At 54.2% G+C, this 15,886-nt stretch carries 10 protein-coding genes; 2 read left to right on the top strand and 8 right to left on the bottom strand.

Annotated features, from left to right (window positions below):
• Window positions 1-24: 24 nt before the first annotated feature.
• Complete coding sequence (locus tag NSQ80_RS01815) at window positions 25-1,305, bottom strand: methyl-accepting chemotaxis protein (RefSeq protein ID WP_339301105.1); 1,281 nt, start codon at window positions 1,303-1,305, stop codon at window positions 25-27.
• Between the two features lie 268 nt (window positions 1,306-1,573).
• Here NSQ80_RS01815 and NSQ80_RS01810 point away from each other — a divergent pair, with 268 nt between their 5' ends.
• Window positions 1,574-2,326 (top strand): SDR family oxidoreductase, encoded by a 753-nt coding sequence (locus tag NSQ80_RS01810; protein ID WP_260070094.1) that lies wholly within the window; start codon window positions 1,574-1,576, stop codon window positions 2,324-2,326.
• Between the two features lie 86 nt (window positions 2,327-2,412).
• Here the strand turns inward: NSQ80_RS01810 and NSQ80_RS01805 are convergent, their stop codons facing one another.
• Window positions 2,413-4,146 carry a methyl-accepting chemotaxis protein gene (locus tag NSQ80_RS01805; RefSeq protein ID WP_009223819.1) on the bottom strand — a complete coding sequence of 578 codons (1,734 nt, stop codon included), beginning with the start codon at window positions 4,144-4,146 and terminating at the stop codon, window positions 2,413-2,415.
• A 172-nt stretch (window positions 4,147-4,318) separates the two neighbouring features.
• Entirely contained in the window at window positions 4,319-6,952 is a 2,634-nt protein-coding gene (locus NSQ80_RS01800; protein WP_339301102.1) for a calcium-translocating P-type ATPase, PMCA-type, read from the bottom strand.
• Between the two features lie 246 nt (window positions 6,953-7,198).
• Between NSQ80_RS01800 and udk the strand changes: the two genes are divergently transcribed.
• Complete coding sequence (gene udk / locus NSQ80_RS01795) at window positions 7,199-7,822, top strand: uridine kinase (RefSeq protein ID WP_009223817.1); 624 nt, start codon at window positions 7,199-7,201, stop codon at window positions 7,820-7,822.
• Between the two features lie 255 nt (window positions 7,823-8,077).
• Here the strand turns inward: udk and pgmB are convergent, their stop codons facing one another.
• The 5 genes from pgmB to NSQ80_RS01770 all read right to left on the bottom strand — a co-directional run bounded on the left by pgmB (window position 8,078) and on the right by NSQ80_RS01770 (window position 15,798).
• Complete coding sequence (pgmB, locus tag NSQ80_RS01790) at window positions 8,078-11,050, bottom strand: beta-phosphoglucomutase (RefSeq protein WP_339301099.1); 2,973 nt, start codon at window positions 11,048-11,050, stop codon at window positions 8,078-8,080.
• 49 nt (window positions 11,051-11,099) lie between these two features.
• Complete coding sequence (locus tag NSQ80_RS01785) at window positions 11,100-12,443, bottom strand: FAD-dependent oxidoreductase (RefSeq protein ID WP_009223815.1); 1,344 nt, start codon at window positions 12,441-12,443, stop codon at window positions 11,100-11,102.
• Window positions 12,444-12,488: 45 nt separating this feature from the next.
• Window positions 12,489-13,319 (bottom strand): carbohydrate ABC transporter permease, encoded by an 831-nt coding sequence (locus NSQ80_RS01780; RefSeq protein WP_009223814.1) that lies wholly within the window; start codon window positions 13,317-13,319, stop codon window positions 12,489-12,491.
• A 19-nt stretch (window positions 13,320-13,338) separates the two neighbouring features.
• On the bottom strand, window positions 13,339-14,241 hold the full coding sequence (locus NSQ80_RS01775) for a sugar ABC transporter permease (protein WP_009223813.1): 903 nt from the start codon (window positions 14,239-14,241) through the stop codon (window positions 13,339-13,341).
• A 216-nt stretch (window positions 14,242-14,457) separates the two neighbouring features.
• On the bottom strand, window positions 14,458-15,798 hold the full coding sequence (locus NSQ80_RS01770) for an extracellular solute-binding protein (RefSeq protein ID WP_339301097.1): 1,341 nt from the start codon (window positions 15,796-15,798) through the stop codon (window positions 14,458-14,460).
• Between the last annotated feature and the right edge of the window lie 88 nt (window positions 15,799-15,886).

Below are 15,886 nucleotides of genomic sequence, written 5' to 3'. Positions count from 1 at the left end.
TTCATCAAAAACTTTATTAATTTCTTATAGTTTGAACACTTTCGTCAAATCGTTCATATTCTCGGACAGTTCTACCAACTTACAGGAGGTCTTCTCGATATCACCGAAGATCCGTTCCTGCGTACCAAGCTGATCTTGGATATCGCCGGACACTTGCAGGCCAGACTCGATCGTGGTGTTCACATCCTCCAGCGTTGCGGTCATTTCCTCCAGCGCAGCTGCTTGCGTGGTGACCCCATCGGAAATATCGTTCAACATGGCGAAGGTGTTCTCTACATTGTCGATGATTTGCTCGATATTGAGCTTCACGTTTTCCGATTGCGTTACACCCTGCTGAACCTTCTCTTCCGTTTGGGCAACCGCAGACACAACGCTGCCAGTGCGAACCGTCATATCCTCGACTAAGCTGCTGATTTCCTGAAGGGAGCGGTTCGTATCCTCGGCTAATTTCCGGATTTGTCCGGCTACCACTGCGAACCCTCTTCCCTCTTCCCCGGCCCGGGCCGCTTCAATCGCCGCGTTAAGGGCTAACAGGTGGGTCTGTTCTGAAATTTGTTTAATGATGCTGATAACCTCGGTAATTTTCTGGCTTTGTTCCTCAAGCCCAAGCACCTCGCTGTTAACGTGCTTCGTATTCGCTGCGAGCTCGTTAATCGCCTCCACGATCGATTCCACCGAACGCTTCCCGCCTTCGGCGGAATGCATAACCGATTGGGCTTGCTCCGCAATGCGGCTTGTCAGTTCTGCCGTCGTCTGCGAATGGTTCGTAATCTCGGAGATCGCAATCGCCGTTTGCTTCATGCTTTCTGCATTTTGGGTAAATACGGATAACAAATGCTTGATGCCTTCGTTAATTTCGTGCACCTGCCCATTCGCCTGCTCAATGATGCGGTTTAACTCTTCCGAAGACAGCGTCACTCGTTCGGAGGAGGATTGGATGGATGCGATCAAATGCTTCAGGTTATCTCTGGCCTTCTGAATCGAGCGGATCATTTGCCCGGCTTCCCCTTGCTGAAACGTATGTATTTTGGTGGATAAATCATTTTCGGCCATGGAATTAGCGAGCTTCGCGCCTTCTTTGAGCGGACGAACTAGAAAAGCTTCGGAGATAAACGCAGACACCACTTGGAAAATAAGAAAAATGATCAATGCCTTTAATACCAAAGAGGGGGTAATCAGTTTAAAGAAATCATTACTCTGGCTATAGGATAAGGTTACAATAAGAGCGGTGTTGGAGACGAACATGGCCAAGAAGACAAGCACCATGATTCGGGTCCGGATAGAAATATTGCGAATTCGATTCATCTTAGTATCACCTGGTTTATTTGTAGTATGGTAAAAATCAAAATCCTCTGGCACATTTTTTTATCCGCTCCAGGTATCTCCTCCCATTCTCGAGATAGGCATTGAGTTCCAAATCTTGCATGTGATTTTCGTTATATAGTCCAATATATAGTCCAAATTGACCATAGTCAAATTCATGTTAAATGGTAGTAAACCGCTTACAAGTCTAGTAAAATAAATAGGTTAGGAAATCAGCCGAGCATCTTTTAGCACACAGGAGGGGATCCGAATGGTTGATGTGAAAGGCAAATGGGCGCTCATTACCGGAGCAAGCCGCGGGATAGGGTATCAAATCGCGAAGTTTATGGCCGAGCAAGGCTGCAACTTGATTCTGCATAGCCGCGAGCTGGAGCATACCCGGCAATTGGAGCAGGAAGTCCGGGCATCGGGCGTCCAGGTCTACTCTGTACAAGCTGAGCTGTCAAACCAACAGGAAGTTGTCGCCATGCTGGATGAAATCGAAGCCAAAGGCACGCCGGTTGACATCGTATTTAATAACGCCGCCGTTCAAATCGCTTACCGGACCGATTATTGGCAGACTCCAGTCTCCGATTTCGAGCAGAGCTTCCAAATTAATTTCATCTCCATCGTCACGATCTGCAACCGATTGATTCCCAAGATGATCGAACGCGGTTTCGGCCGGGTCATCAACACAACCAGCGGGATCAAAAACGAACCGGAGCAAGCCGGCTACGCCGCAAGCAAAGCCGCGCTCGACAAGTTCACCAAAGATCTCGCCTCCCGTCTCGAAGGCACGGACGTGATGATTAATTTAAGCGATCCGGGCTGGTGCCGGACCGATCTGGGCGGCCCGCATGCCCCGAATTCGGTGGAAAGCGTACTTCCGGGCATCGTGGTGGGCGCTTTTGTTGACGACCAGAAGAGCGGGCGTTATTTCCCCGCGCAAAGCTTCACCGGCCTGACACTGGAGGAAGCCGTCGCCAAGGCAGAGACGATCGAAGCGGTGAGCTATACGATCTAACCATTAACATCCCGCGGTAGGCCGCGGGATGTCTTTCATTTCCCCTAGATACGGCGGTGTCCCACTCTCCGTACGTATATCGCTGCTTACACTTTAAACTTGCCGATCATCGCCTGCAATTCCTCAGACAACTGACTGAGCCCCTCCATCGAAGCCATCATTTCTTCAACGCCGGCGTATTGCTCCTCGGTGTGCGCGTAGACCTCGCGGGAGCCGCTGGCGGTCTGCTGCGCAACCCGATCGATCGTGGCGATCGCCTGAACCACAGCATCCGATTGGGAGTACAATTGCTCGGCCTGCCCGGTCACCCGGCTGATTCGGCCGGCCACCTGCTCGACCGCCTGACGGATGCTCGTGAACACCTCGCCGGCCTGCTGAACTGTGGCAATACCGGCCGCGACCTCCTGCGAACCAGCTTGCCCCGCCTCAATCACAAGCTCCATCTCGCTGCGCACGCCTTCGAGCATCTCGGCTACACCTGCAGCCGCCGCCCCGGTCTCCGCCGACAGCTTGCGCACCTCGCCGGCGACCACGGCGAACCCTTTACCGGCTTCCCCGGCCCGCGCCGCCTCGATGGAGGCGTTCAGCGACAGCATCTGCGTCTGCTTGGCGATCCCGGCAATCAGCTCAGCAGCCTCCGCAATTTGGCCGGAGCGAACGCCCAGCCGCTCGATGAAGGCGCGCAGCTCGTCCATCTGCCGCTGGATCGACGCCATCTGCGCCGCTGCTGACGCGACGATGTCCTCGCCGGCCCGCGTTTCTTGCACCGCCGCCTCCGATTCCTGGCGGGCGTCATCCGCGAGGCCTGCCATCTCCCGGGCTCCGGCAGCCATCATCGTCACTTGGGCCACGCCCAGCTCGACACTTTGCACCTGCTCCTCGCTTCCGGACGAAATTTGGCCCATGATGTCCGAAATTTCCCCGGAGGAGGCACGGAACTGCTCCGACTGGTGCCGCAGCTGATCCGCCGATGTTGCAACGCGTCCGGCATGCCGCCCCAGATTGCGGATCATCTCCTGCCAGCTTCGTCTCATATGGTTAAACGCAGCCGCCAATTCCCCAATCTCATCGCGGTTTCTCACAGCGATCTCTGCAAGGGTTAAATCGCCGTCTGCCAGCTCGCGGGCCCCCTTCACCATCACTCGCATCGGTTTGACGATTTGCCGGGACAACAGGACACCGGTCAAGACGGCGAAGAGGATCGCGATGGCCCCGCATATCACTAAAATCCACAAAGTGATCGCCGATTCTTTCTTGAACTCGGCCAATTTCGCCTGAAGCGCGCTCTCCTGCAGCGTCCGCAATTCACTCGCCCCTTGAATCATCGTATCCGATGTCGGAATCGCCCACATCAACGCTTCCGCTTTCGCCAAATCCGGCTTTCCCGATTGTACGTAATCGCGAACCTTCGTCAGCAAGCGAGCAAACGTCGCATTGGATTCCGATAACGAGGAAGCAACCGCCCCCTGCTCTTCACCTTCGGAAGCGCTTACGATTTGGCCGATGATCCTATTCAATTCATCATTGGCTCCCGTCAACAGCTGTTCCTTCTCGGACGAAGGCTCCACGATATAACTAAACAAGAGACTGTTCTGACGCTGCGTCTCCATCTCCAGCTTGGCCGCTTGATCCCGTGCCGCCGTATTTTGCTCAAGCAGCTCGGAATAGTTCTGATCCATCCGGTTCAAGAACACGTAGGCCACTCCAGCAATGACCCCCACCAGCAGCGATACCGTGATAAAAGCCGCCGTCAGCTTCCGGCCGAGCGAAAACGCGTGCCCTCTAGCTCCTTTTCCATAGGATTTCCCCTGATTCTCCATCTTTGTCCCCCCTTGGTTGGATCTAACGAACAAGGGCCGCCAGACAAATCATCTGCGGCCTATGTTCTTCTTGTCTATTCACTTGTATCATCTATCAAACCGTGGCAGGAGGGGAATTCAAAATTCTCCTCTGTTCTATCAAAATTCTCATATCTAAGACTTAGCCGAAGATTTATGCGGTCTCTCTCGCCTTACCTGCCCGCATAAAGATCTTAATGATCTCATTCAAGAGCAGCGGGATTAACGCCAATAGGATCACGAGCCCCCAATCGGATAAGCTGAGATATTGCACCTTAAACGCTGCGGCCAGGAACGGAATCGAGATCGACAGGAACTGCAGCAGCAATCCGGCGATAACCGCTCCGACGAGCAACAGGTTGGAGAACAGACCAATCGTAAAGATCGACTTGGTCGCACTACGCTTCGAGAAAGCGTAGAACAACTGTGACGCTGCCAGCACGACGAAGGCCATCGTTCGCGCGTAAGTTATCACATCCTCAGGAATGCCGAAGGAGCGCAAACCATACCCATGCTCGCGAAGTCCTATGTAAAATGCAAGCAAGGTCAGCGACCCGATCAAGAGCCCGCCAAGCACCGCCTGCCACGCCGCGCCCCCGGCAAAGAAGCTCTCCTTCGGATCGCGCGGCTTGCGCTTCATCACGTCCTTCTCGCCAGGATCAACGCCCAGCGCAATCGCCGGTAACGTATCGGTGACCAGATTGATCCAGAGGATCTGGGTCGCTAGGAGCGGCAACGGCCAGAAGAACAGAATCGAAGCGAGTATTGCCACGATCTCCCCGAAATTGCAGGCCAGTAGAAACGTCACCGTCTTGCGAATATTCGCGTAGATGTTCCGCCCTTCCCGAATCGCCTGGACGATCGTGGTAAAATTATCGTCGGTCAGAATCATGTCGCTGGCGCCCTTCGACACATCGGTGCCGGTAATCCCCATGGCCACGCCGATGTCCGCCGTCTTCAGCGAAGGGGCGTCGTTGACGCCATCCCCAGTCATCGAGACGATGTTGCCCTTCGCCTTAAAGGCCTTGACGATCTTCACCTTATGCTCGGGCGAGACGCGGGCAAATACGCGGATGCCGTTGATTTTCTCAGCAAACGCCTCTTCCGACAGCTCGTCGATTTCCGCCCCGGTCATGCTCTGCTCGAGGGAGCTGGCAATCTCCAGCTCTTTGGCGATGGCCACAGCGGTGTTGCGATGGTCGCCCGTGATCATCACCGGAGTGATGCCCGCCGCTTTCGCCTCGCGGATCGAATCCTTCACTTCGGACCGCGGCGGATCGATCATGCCAACGAAACCAAGGATCGTCAGATCCTGCTCCATTTCCTCCGGCGGCAGAATGCGGCCCGTATCCTTATAGGCAGCGCCCAGCACCCGGAGCGCGTCGTCCGACATCGCTTCGGCGGCTGCAATGAAGCGTTGCTTCAGCTCCTCCGTCAGCGGCACGACCTCCCCGTTCACCACGGCGCTGTTCGAAATCCGCAGCAGCTGGTCAATTGCCCCTTTCGTATGGACGCGATAGCCCTCCCGCGTCTGGTTAAGCGTGGACATCAGCTTGCGGTCCGAATCAAACGGCTTCTCGGAGATCCGTTTGTATTCGGCCTCCAGCGATTTCTTCGAAAGTCCGTGCTGTTCGCCGAAAGCGACTAAGGCAATCTCCGTCGGGTCGCCGGTCCCTTGGCCGTTCTCGTAAGTGGCATCGGAACACAACACGAACGTCTTGATCATTTCGATCGGCGCCTCGTCGCCCAAGGGCTCCGCGGTAAAATGCTTGACGACCGTCATTTTATTCTGGGTTAGGGTTCCGGTTTTGTCCGAGCAGATGATGTTCACCGAACCCAGCGTTTCAACGGCCGGCAGCTTCTTGACGATAGCGTTGACGCGGGACATGCGGGTAACGCCAAGCGCGAGTACAATCGCCACGATCGCTGGCAGCCCTTCTGGAATCGCTGCGACCGCCAGGCTGATCGCCGTCAGGAACAGCTCGAACAAATCCCGTCCCTGGATGAGGCCGATCACGAAGATCACGACGCAGATGCCAATGGCGATGTAGCCAAGCATTTTGCCGAGCTCTTCGAGCTTTTTCTGCAGCGGAGTCAAGTCCTGCGTATCTTCGTCCAAAATTTTGGCGATTTTGCCCATCTCCGTATTCATCGCCGTCCCGACGACAACCCCTTCGCCGCGGCCATACGTTACGAGCGTAGACATAAACGCCATGTTGCTCTGGTCCCCGATGGGCGTTTGCGCTTCTTGATGCACATCCTCCGCATTTTTATCCGACGGTACAGACTCGCCGGTCAGCGCGGATTCCTCAATTTGCAGGTTGGCGCTGTCAAGCAGCCTCAGGTCGGCTGGGACGAATCGTCCGGCATCCAGGATCACGATATCGCCCGGAACGATTTCCCCGGAATCGATCTCCTTCACATTGCCGTCACGCCTTACCAGCGTTTTGGGGGTGGTCATTTGCTGCAGCGCCTCAATCGCTTTCTCCGCTTTCTGTTCCTGAATGACTCCGATGATCGCGTTCAACAGGACAACAGCCAAGATGATGATGGCATCCATGTATTCTCCGACAATCAGCGTAACGATGGCGGCAGCCAGCAGCACATAAATCAGCATATCCCTCAACTGAGCGAAGAAGAGCGACCATAAGCCCGGCTTCGGCTTGCCTTTAATCTGATTTGGCCCGTACTTAGACAGGCGCTTCCCGGCTTCTTCCGAAGACAGTCCGGCAGCGGGATCCACCTGCAGCTCTTGCAGGACGGCCTCCCGGGTTTTTGTATGCCACATGCAGCAGCACCTCTTTACTTGAATTTGATAGACATGAACTTACCATTATTGTAAACCGAATCCACAGGAAATTATGAGAAAAAATAAGCAACAGTACACATCGATATCCCGCCACAAAATTGCCATAATATGAAGGACCCTGAGCAAGCTGCATGAAGATGAAAAAATGCCCGGGCTATGCTACAATACTGAGATGTTAAACGGGAACGTTTAGAGGGATGTCATTCTAGGAGGGTATTTCATTTCATGTTAATTATAGGTATCGCCGGCGGCACCGGGTCCGGGAAAACGACGGTGGCCCGCTCGGTTATCGGCCAGCTGGACACCGATAAAGTTACGTTTATTTCGCAAGACAACTACTATAAAGACCAATCGCACCTCAGCATGGCCGAACGGGAAAAGACGAACTACGACCATCCCTTCGCCTTCGATAACGAGCTGTTGGTGGAGCATCTGAACCAGCTCAAGAACGGACAAGCCGCCTATGCTCCGGTGTACGATTTTACGAAGCATACCCGTTCTGATAAGACGATCAAGCTGTTGCCCAATAACATCATTATCGTCGAGGGACTCTTCGTCCTGTATGACGAGAAGCTGCGGGAGATGCTCGACATCAAGGTGTTCGTGGACACTGACTCCGACGTGCGCATCCTTCGGCGCGTACTGCGCGACATGGAAGAACGCGGCCGCTCGATCCATTCCATCCACCAGCAGTACCTCGCAACAGTGAAGCCGATGCATGAAGCATTTATTGAGCCGTCGAAAAAATATGCCGACCTCATTATCCCCGAAGGCGGGCATAACGAAGTTGGCATCCAAATGCTGGCCATTCTGACGGAGAAACACCTGTCCGGCGGGTTCAAATCCTAGAGGGGACGGCGCGGATCACCGCTTGTCTAAAGCACAAATCCAAGCTTCGGCCCCATGATGCTAAACTCATTCTCTGTATTGTTGCTCTGCCGTTGCCCCGTTTGAAGCTAGATCCAGGGTCGCCTGTCCCCGGTCCAGCTTTTTTTCGAAACGCTTCACAAACATCCCCTCGATTTCAATCATTTTCCTTTAAGATTCCGCAGTATGGCGGGGTTTATACAAAAAACCGGCACCCGAGGAGGATGCCGGTTTTCGTTAATGAGTGATGGAATGATACGTATCGGATAATAGTTCGAAGTTGAGCAGCCCTGTGGATTCGAGCACTCGGTGGGCATTGCCCAGATTCCCGGGGTCGCCAATGCCGATGGCTACCATATTGGCATCCCGGATCGCGGCGATGCCGGAGTATGCATCCTCGATGCCGAGACAATTTCTCGGCGGAACGCCCAGCGCCTCGGCTGCGCGCAGGAAGATTTCCGGATCGGGTTTGCCCCGTTCCAGAAGGCCGGCATCTACGATCTCGTCGAAGTAGCCGGTAATGCCCAGCGATTGCAGAATAGCCGGGGCGTTGCGGCTTGCCGATGCGACGGCCATGCGGATGCCGCGAGCCTTCAGCTCCTCCAGCAGTTCCTTGATCCCCGGGAGCAGATGCTCTGGACGGATGCGGCGGATCAGCTCCTGGTATCGCTCGTTCTTGCGCTGCATGAATCGCTCTTTATCGGCTTCCGAATAGATGCGGTCCGAACGTTTCAGTAGAAATTCGAGCGAGGTTCGGCGGTCAACGCCCTTCAGGTTTTCATTGTACTCCTTATCAAATGGAATCCCCAGTTCATTGGCCAATTCCAGCCATGCCTCGTAATGAAATTCAGCCGTATCGGTCAGAACTCCGTCCAAATCGAAGATCACCGCCTCCAGCTCCCGGTTGGGCAGCGCAACTTCGCCGTCGATCTCAACTCGCTTGCCCAAATGGCAGATCGTCAGCGGGCTGCCTTCAACCAGCCTGTAGATGGTTTTGTCCTTCGTCACCTGAACGGACAACATGCTGCCTGCCACCCGCAAGTTAAACGCATAGCTCGTCCATTGATCAGGGATGTTTGGTGCAAAATGCAGCTCCCCCTCCACCTGCCGCATCCCGGCGAAGCCGTCGACGATCATCAGCCGGCTGCCAGCCATCGAAGCGGTATGGATCCCGTCCTTGACGTTAAGATGATAATCGTCCAGATCGACGCGAGCCGTTTGCTGGAAGAAGTCATAAGCTTTGTCCATATAGCCGAGCTCCGCGCCAATGATCCCGTGGATACAGGTGGACAAGGAGGAGTCATGCGTTGTCAGCGGCTCATAATAGTTATAGTTCCGCTGCTTCTCCCACATCGTAAACCGCTGGCTTTGGGTATACATCGCCATAACCAAGTCTGCTTGCTTCAGGACTTGGTGGCGGTTGATCCGCAAGCTATGATAGTGCATCATCAGCGGGTAGTGCTCTTTTGGCGTTGCTGCAAAGTCCCACACCGGCTTATTCAGGAAGGAATCGTCCTGCCCGATCAACCCGTTCTGGCGATGGATGTAGATGCCGGCCGCCGCTTCGTTCCACCGGTTCACTTCTTCCTCACTGATCCCCATGGTAGCAACCAGCTCCGCCCAGCGCTCCGGACGTTCCTCCCGCAATGCCGTCGCAACTCGCACCGCAAATTCGAGCTGATCCTTGATCATCAGATTCGTATAGGTATTGTTATCGATGACCGTTGTATATTCATCCGGCCCGGTTACGCCGGTAAAGCAGAAGCCGCGGCCTTCGATCCACGCCCCCGCCCCAGCAAAGTAACGCGACGTTTCAAATAAGATTTCCGCCCCTTCCTCATACAAGAAGGGTTTGTCTCCCGTCACTTCCACGTACTTCTTCAACGCATAGCAAATGTCCGCATTGATATGGATTTGAGCCGTGCTGGCGGACGGGTATGCCGAGGTCTCCTCCCCGCCGATCGTCCGCCAGGCGTAAAGGGCACCTTGTTCGCCCATTTCCCGGGCCCGTTCTTTGGCCTTAGGGAGAATGTAATGCCGGTATTTTAGCAGCTGCTTGGCAATCTCCGGTTGAATGTACAGGAAATACGGGAGCATATAGGTTTCCGTATCCCAGAAATAGTGACCGTCGTAGCCTTCGCCTGTGATGCCTTTCGCCCCGATGTTGGTCCGGCCGTCCCGTCCAACGGATTGCAGCAGATGGTAAGCGTTGAAGCGCAGCGCCTGCTGCAGCTCGGCGTCCCCCTGCACCAGGATGTCTGCGGTCTTCCAATACTCATCCAAGAAGGCTTGTTGCGAGGCGGCCAACTCGGCATATCCCATCGTCATGGCAGCCTCCAGCTCATCCGTGGCCAGCTGCAGCAGCTTCTCCTCCGGATCATCCTTGGAGGTAAAGTAAGTTATGAATTTATCCAGGACGACGGTGCCGTTCTCCTCGGCCTGTACATGGAAGCGCTTCTCGATTCGTTGCTCCAACGCGACCGTTTCCAGTTCGTAAGCATGGTTGAGAGCATGCTCGATGCCGCACAGCACCGCAAAATGTGTCATGCTCGTCGATTGGAGCAAAGCACAGAACGTCCGATGCTCATACGATTCCTTCGTCTGCAGCACTTGCCCGTTGAAGGCTGAGCCCGCACGCGGGTCACCTCCCCCCGCCTGATTGGCCACACGCCCGTCAACCGCCGACACAAGCAGAATCTCTCCCGAGAAATTCAGCGGTGTCACTTCATAACGGATCGCTGCCAAATGCTTGCGGCTAAGGGCAGCAAAGCGCTCGATGCGAATGCGCAGCTGTTTGCCCGTCGTCGTTTCCCACACTTGCGTCCGGACGACCGTCCCTTTCCGCATGTCCAGCCGGCGGCTGTAATCGCTGATCCGCTCCGCGAACAAACTGAATTTCTCACCGTCCACATACAGTTCGATAATTTTGCCGTCCGTCACGTTCAGCATCGTCTGGTGCAGCTGGGGATGTCCATAATGCCGGGCCTTCGGGTAGGCGATAGGAGAAGAATCGTAAAACCCGTTCAGATACGTGCCGTGCAACGATGTTCCCGGAGGGCCGTCATACCCCTCCTCGAAGTTGCCGCGAATCCCGATATAACCGTTGCCAACGGCAAATACCGTTTCATCCCGCTGATTCGTCTCTACATCAAATGACGATTCCGTTACCGTCCAAGGCTCAAATGGATAGATGACTTGTCCTGACCGCATGTGTTTCTCTCTCCTCCTTCTCCCGCATCCAAGACGGGCTCTCTTAGATCTAGACCAAAATTGCCCCGTTTTGGGTTAACGTCTCCTGCAGCGAACGGATATCCACCTCTGCCGGCGAAATGCCCTGCGCTGCCGCCATTGCGGCGGCCGTGCCTGCGGCTTGCCCGGTTGCCATGCAGCTTGGCGTCAACCGGGTTGTAGCCAGCGCTTCATGCGTTGTAGAGATGCAACGGCCCGCAATCAGAAGATTGTCGATGTCCTTTGGAAGCAAGCAGCGGTACGGGATGTCGTAGGCGCCGTCTCCGTTGATCCAAGCCGCTTGAACCGCTTTGCCCGACGGATCGTGAATGTCGATCGGATACCCGCTGCGAGCGATCACGTCCTCGAAACGGCGTCCTTCTACCACATCCTCCATTGCCAGTGCATAACGGCCGACGACCCGGCGCGTCTCCCGAACGCCGATCTGCGTACCAACCTGCGTGATTTCGGCTTTGGCAAAGCCCGGGAGACACCGCTTCATGAAATCGGCGATCATCATGACCTGCTGACGCCCAAGCTCCTCCGCTTCGGTCAATTGCTCCACATCGGTGCCGTCCAGCCCTTGCACGCGAACCATGTTCACGACGATTTCGTCTTCGCCTGGACCGGTGAAGAACAGCACCTGATCGCGATTGATCGGCAGGCCGGCTTCCTTCCAGTGCTTATAAAAGCCTTGCACCGCCGTCAACGGAAGCTCCTCCAGTTCGTCAATCGGCGTCTTACGGTAAAATTCGTCCGGATGCTCGATCATGTACTGCTTAACGGCCTGCAGATCTACGCCCTTCATGCGGAATTTCATGGTCATTGGCTGGGTTTTGCCATCCGACTCCCGGCCTTGCAGGACCGGCACACCGGCAAAGAAGGCCAAGTCGGCGTCGCCCGTCGTATCAACGAACTGCTTGGCCCGCAACTCTACAGGCCCGGATTTGGTCGCCAGACGAACCGCCCGAATAATTCCGGTCTCGCTCACCGCTTCGTGCATGAAGCTATGGGCAAGCACCTTGACCCCGGCTTCCCGCAGCATCTCTAACGCAAGCAGCTTGTACACTTCCGGATGATAAGGCGTCACCGTATGGACGAACCCGCAGGTATCGCGGACATGGCCGGGCGAAGCCCCTCGCGCCGCCAACCGTTCGACGATCTCCTGAGCAATCCCGCCGATCACCCGCTTGCCATCCATCGTGTGGAACGTCATCCACGGATAGACGAGCGCGATCGTGGACATGCCGCCAAGAAATCCGTAGCGCTCGACCAATACGGTTCGCGCCCCTTGCCGCCCCGCCGCCAAAGCGGCATTAATTCCCGCCGGTCCGCCGCCAACAACAACGACATCCGCTTCTAAAATACTATGCATAAAGTACCACCCTTTCTTGAAGCTTCAGCTTCGATATGCCCTAAATCAGCCTTTGACCGCCGAGCTGGCGATCCCCTCCACGAACCAGCGCTGAAAGAACGCCACCAGGAGAATCAGCGGCAGCAGAGCCGAAACGGAAGCTGCCATGATCGCGGTATAATTGGTCGTATTTTCGTCCACGAAGTTCGTCAGCGCCAGCGGCAGCGTATACAGCTCGTTCGTTCGCAGGAAAATCAATGGTCCCTCGTATTCGTTCCAGTGCCAGGTGAAGCTAAGGATCAGCAACGAGACCAATGCCGGTTTCGTCAGAGGAAGACACACTTGCCAGAAGGTACGGAAGACACCGGCGCCGTCCACCTTAGCCGCTTCCAAGATTTCGTTCGGCAAGGTACTGAAGAACTGCCTCATGATAAATGTGCCAAGCACAGAGAACATGCCGGGCAGAATAATTGCCAAATGGCTGTCCACCAAATGCAGCTTGTCAAACAAAATGAATCGCGGTACGAGCAAAATTTGCGTTGGAATGATCATCGTCGACAGGTAAAGAAGGAACATCACTTCTTTACCTCGGAAATCCAGCTTGGCGAAGGCAAAGCCGGCCAAAGCGCTGGTCACGAGCGTTCCGAGCACGGTCATGGCTGTAATTTTAATCGAGTTCCAGTAATACAAGGCAAACGGGTATTTCCCGGCCCACACTTCGATATAGCTGTCGAAATGGAACGTGTTTGGAATCCAGTCGATCGGTGTCTGGAACATTTCCGATTGCAGCTTAAACGATGACGAAGTCATCCATAAGAACGGCAGGATCATGCAGACCGCCAGCGCGGCAAACACGATCGTGAAAACCCACTTCATGAGCTTGCGTTGTAATGTCATTTCTTTCGTCCCCTCCTGTTTAGAACTCGTCCTGCCATCTTTTTTGACCCTTCCATTGCACCAACGTGATTAGCAAGATGATCAGGAAGAGCGCCCAAGATACGGTTGCCGCGTAGCCGACCTTATAATATTGGAAGGCCTGAATGTAGATGTAGTAGGACAACACCATCGTGGAATTCAGCGGCCCGCCCTTGGTCATAACGGATACGGCAGCAAAAACCTGGAACGTGGAAATGATCAAGGTGATGGCGATCATGAAGCTCGTCGGTTTTAGCCGCGGGATCGTAATGCTGAAAAATTGTCTTATTCTGGAGGCCCCATCCACCTCAGCCGCTTCGTACAAATCTTTAGGGATGCCCTGAATCCCGGCCATGTACAAAACCATCGTATAGCCGGTGTAAGTCCAAGCGACCATGATGATGATTGCCGGCAACGCCCAATGCTGGCTGGCCAGCCACCCCGGGACGTTATGGAGGCCAAGCCCCCGCAGAAACTGGTTAATCGGTCCTTCCGACGGGTTGTACATGACGCTCCATACGACGGAAATTGCCACAATGCTGCTGACGTACGGAAGGAAAAACAACACTCGCAGGAAATTCTTCATATAGACGAATGAATTCAGGAAGACCGCCACAATCAACCCGACGATCATCGCCGCCGGTACGGTGACTCCGGTGAAGATGACGTTATTTTTCAGCGACTGCCAAAAATATTCGTCCTGGAACAACTGTTTAAAATTATCGAACCCGACCCAATCGATCCCGGCGTAGCCTCGCAAATAGTCCCAATCCATGAACACCATGGCTAAGCTGATCAATAGAGGAAACAGGATGAAGATAAAGACGCCCAAAAAATTCGGCAGAATAAACAAATATCCCGCCAGATTATCCTTGTAACGGTTTTTGCGGATTCCGTTTTTCACGGTTGGTTCAGCTCCCTTCTCTCATAACCGTATCCTAAGAAAAATCGCCCCCTCTCGGAATGGACAGGACTTGACGTTTTCCGTCCGATTCCTTTCGCAAAGAACTTACGAGCGCCCAAAGAAATAGCAGGGGGAAGTCAAGAATTCTCTCCTAAAATATAAAAAGACAAGGAGCCCGGTTGGGGTTCCTTGCCTTGTCTTGTCTTGCGATATGAATTATTTGCTTTCGGATTGGATCACTTTGTCGGCGCGCTCTTGCATCGCTTTAAGCGTCTCGTCCACCGATTGCTGATTCATGAAATATTTCTCCGCTTCTTCCTTAGTGATCGTGGTGATTTGCGGGAACGCCGTCGCTTTCTCGCGAACCGCAAACGTGTAATTCGCCTTCAGCACATTCCCCAACGATTCCTGATCGATCACGTCCTGCTTGTCGCCTACGATCATCTGAGTCACTTGATCGAAATCGGCCGTTTTGTTCGTCGGAATGCGTCCGCCCGGAATCATGTCCATATTGCCTTCTTGCAGATACCAGGAGATGAATTGGAACGCTTCTTCCTTATGGGCACTGTTGTTATTGATGGACATGAAATCGTTCATGCCGCCGTTGTTGACGTTGGTACCTTTTTCGTATTGCGGAGCCGGAGCGAACGCTACAGCGAAGTCGCGCGGCCAAGTGTCCGTATCCTTCAAGCTTCTCATCATCCAAGCGCCGCCGTATACCATCGCCGCCTTGCCCGTCAGCAGTTCGTTTGCCGGATCCAGCTTGTTGGCGATGCCTTCGCCCCAGCTCACCATAGCGCCTTCATCATACAGCTTCTTCTGAATTTCCAAGCCCTTCTTCATCGCCGGGTTGTTGAAGTTCGACAAGCCTTCCGCGTTATAGAAGGAATCCTTCGGTTGGCTGGACACCAGCGTAAATTTGCCGATCAGCAAATCTGCACCCGGTGTAACAAACGCGCCCTTACGGCCGTCCTTATTCAGCTTGAGGGCCAAGTCAGCGAAATCGTCCCAAGTCCAGTCCGTTGGTACAGGTTCGCCGATTTCATCCAAAGCTGATTTGTTCAACACCACGAAGTCGATGTTTTTATAAGCCGGCAGGTAGTGGATTTGATCATTGTATTTCAGCAGGTTTTCGCTGCCAATCACGCCGTCCACGTCAAACCCTTGCGCGCTGATCAACTCATCCAGCGGAGCTGTCATACCGGAATTTTCACGGCGGAACAGATTGTTCTCCCCATAGCTGAAGAAAATGTCAGGCGCGTCGCTTTGCATCATCAGTGCGGTATCCAGCTTCGTATTGCCGGAATCGTCGTTGATGTAACGCACGTATTTTACTTGAATGTCAGGATGAGCTGCGTTCCACTTGTCGATGACGGTTTGCGGACCATTCTCTTCTGGAACCGCTCCCCAAACAGTCAAGTTCACGACGCCGCTGCTGCCTCCATTGCCGCCTGCATCAGTGTTGCTATTTGCGTTCTCCTTGCCATTGGAGCAACCGGTAACTACGATGGTAGCTGCCAATGCCAAGGACATAACGCCTTTCAACCATTGCTTCATTCCTAAGTCCCCCCAGGTTGTGGATTGTTTCTCTTGCTATGAATAAAGTAACAAAGCCTGTCCGGGGAGAACATGGCGTAATCCTCGG

The sequence above is a fragment of the Paenibacillus sp. FSL K6-2441 genome (assembly GCF_037964765.1).
Taxonomy (GTDB): domain Bacteria; phylum Bacillota; class Bacilli; order Paenibacillales; family Paenibacillaceae; genus Fontibacillus; species Fontibacillus phoenicis.
The sequence above is the reverse complement of the archived record's forward strand: the minus strand, read 5'-3'. Positions and strand labels throughout refer to the sequence as shown.

Coding starts and splice junctions, on each gene's coding strand:
- NSQ80_RS01815 (WP_339301105.1), bottom strand. CDS start 1,305: ATGAATCGAATTCGCAATATTTCTATCCGGACCCGAATCATGGTGCTT.
- NSQ80_RS01805 (WP_009223819.1), bottom strand. CDS start 4,146: ATGGAGAATCAGGGGAAATCCTATGGAAAAGGAGCTAGAGGGCACGCG.
- NSQ80_RS01780 (WP_009223814.1), bottom strand. CDS start 13,319: ATGACATTACAACGCAAGCTCATGAAGTGGGTTTTCACGATCGTGTTT.
- NSQ80_RS01785 (WP_009223815.1), bottom strand. CDS start 12,443: ATGCATAGTATTTTAGAAGCGGATGTCGTTGTTGTTGGCGGCGGACCG.
- NSQ80_RS01770 (WP_339301097.1), bottom strand. CDS start 15,798: ATGAAGCAATGGTTGAAAGGCGTTATGTCCTTGGCATTGGCAGCTACC.
- pgmB (WP_339301099.1), bottom strand. CDS start 11,050: ATGCGGTCAGGACAAGTCATCTATCCATTTGAGCCTTGGACGGTAACG.
- NSQ80_RS01810 (WP_260070094.1), top strand. CDS start 1,574: ATGGTTGATGTGAAAGGCAAATGGGCGCTCATTACCGGAGCAAGCCGC.
- udk (WP_009223817.1), top strand. CDS start 7,199: ATGTTAATTATAGGTATCGCCGGCGGCACCGGGTCCGGGAAAACGACG.
- NSQ80_RS01800 (WP_339301102.1), bottom strand. CDS start 6,952: ATGTGGCATACAAAAACCCGGGAGGCCGTCCTGCAAGAGCTGCAGGTG.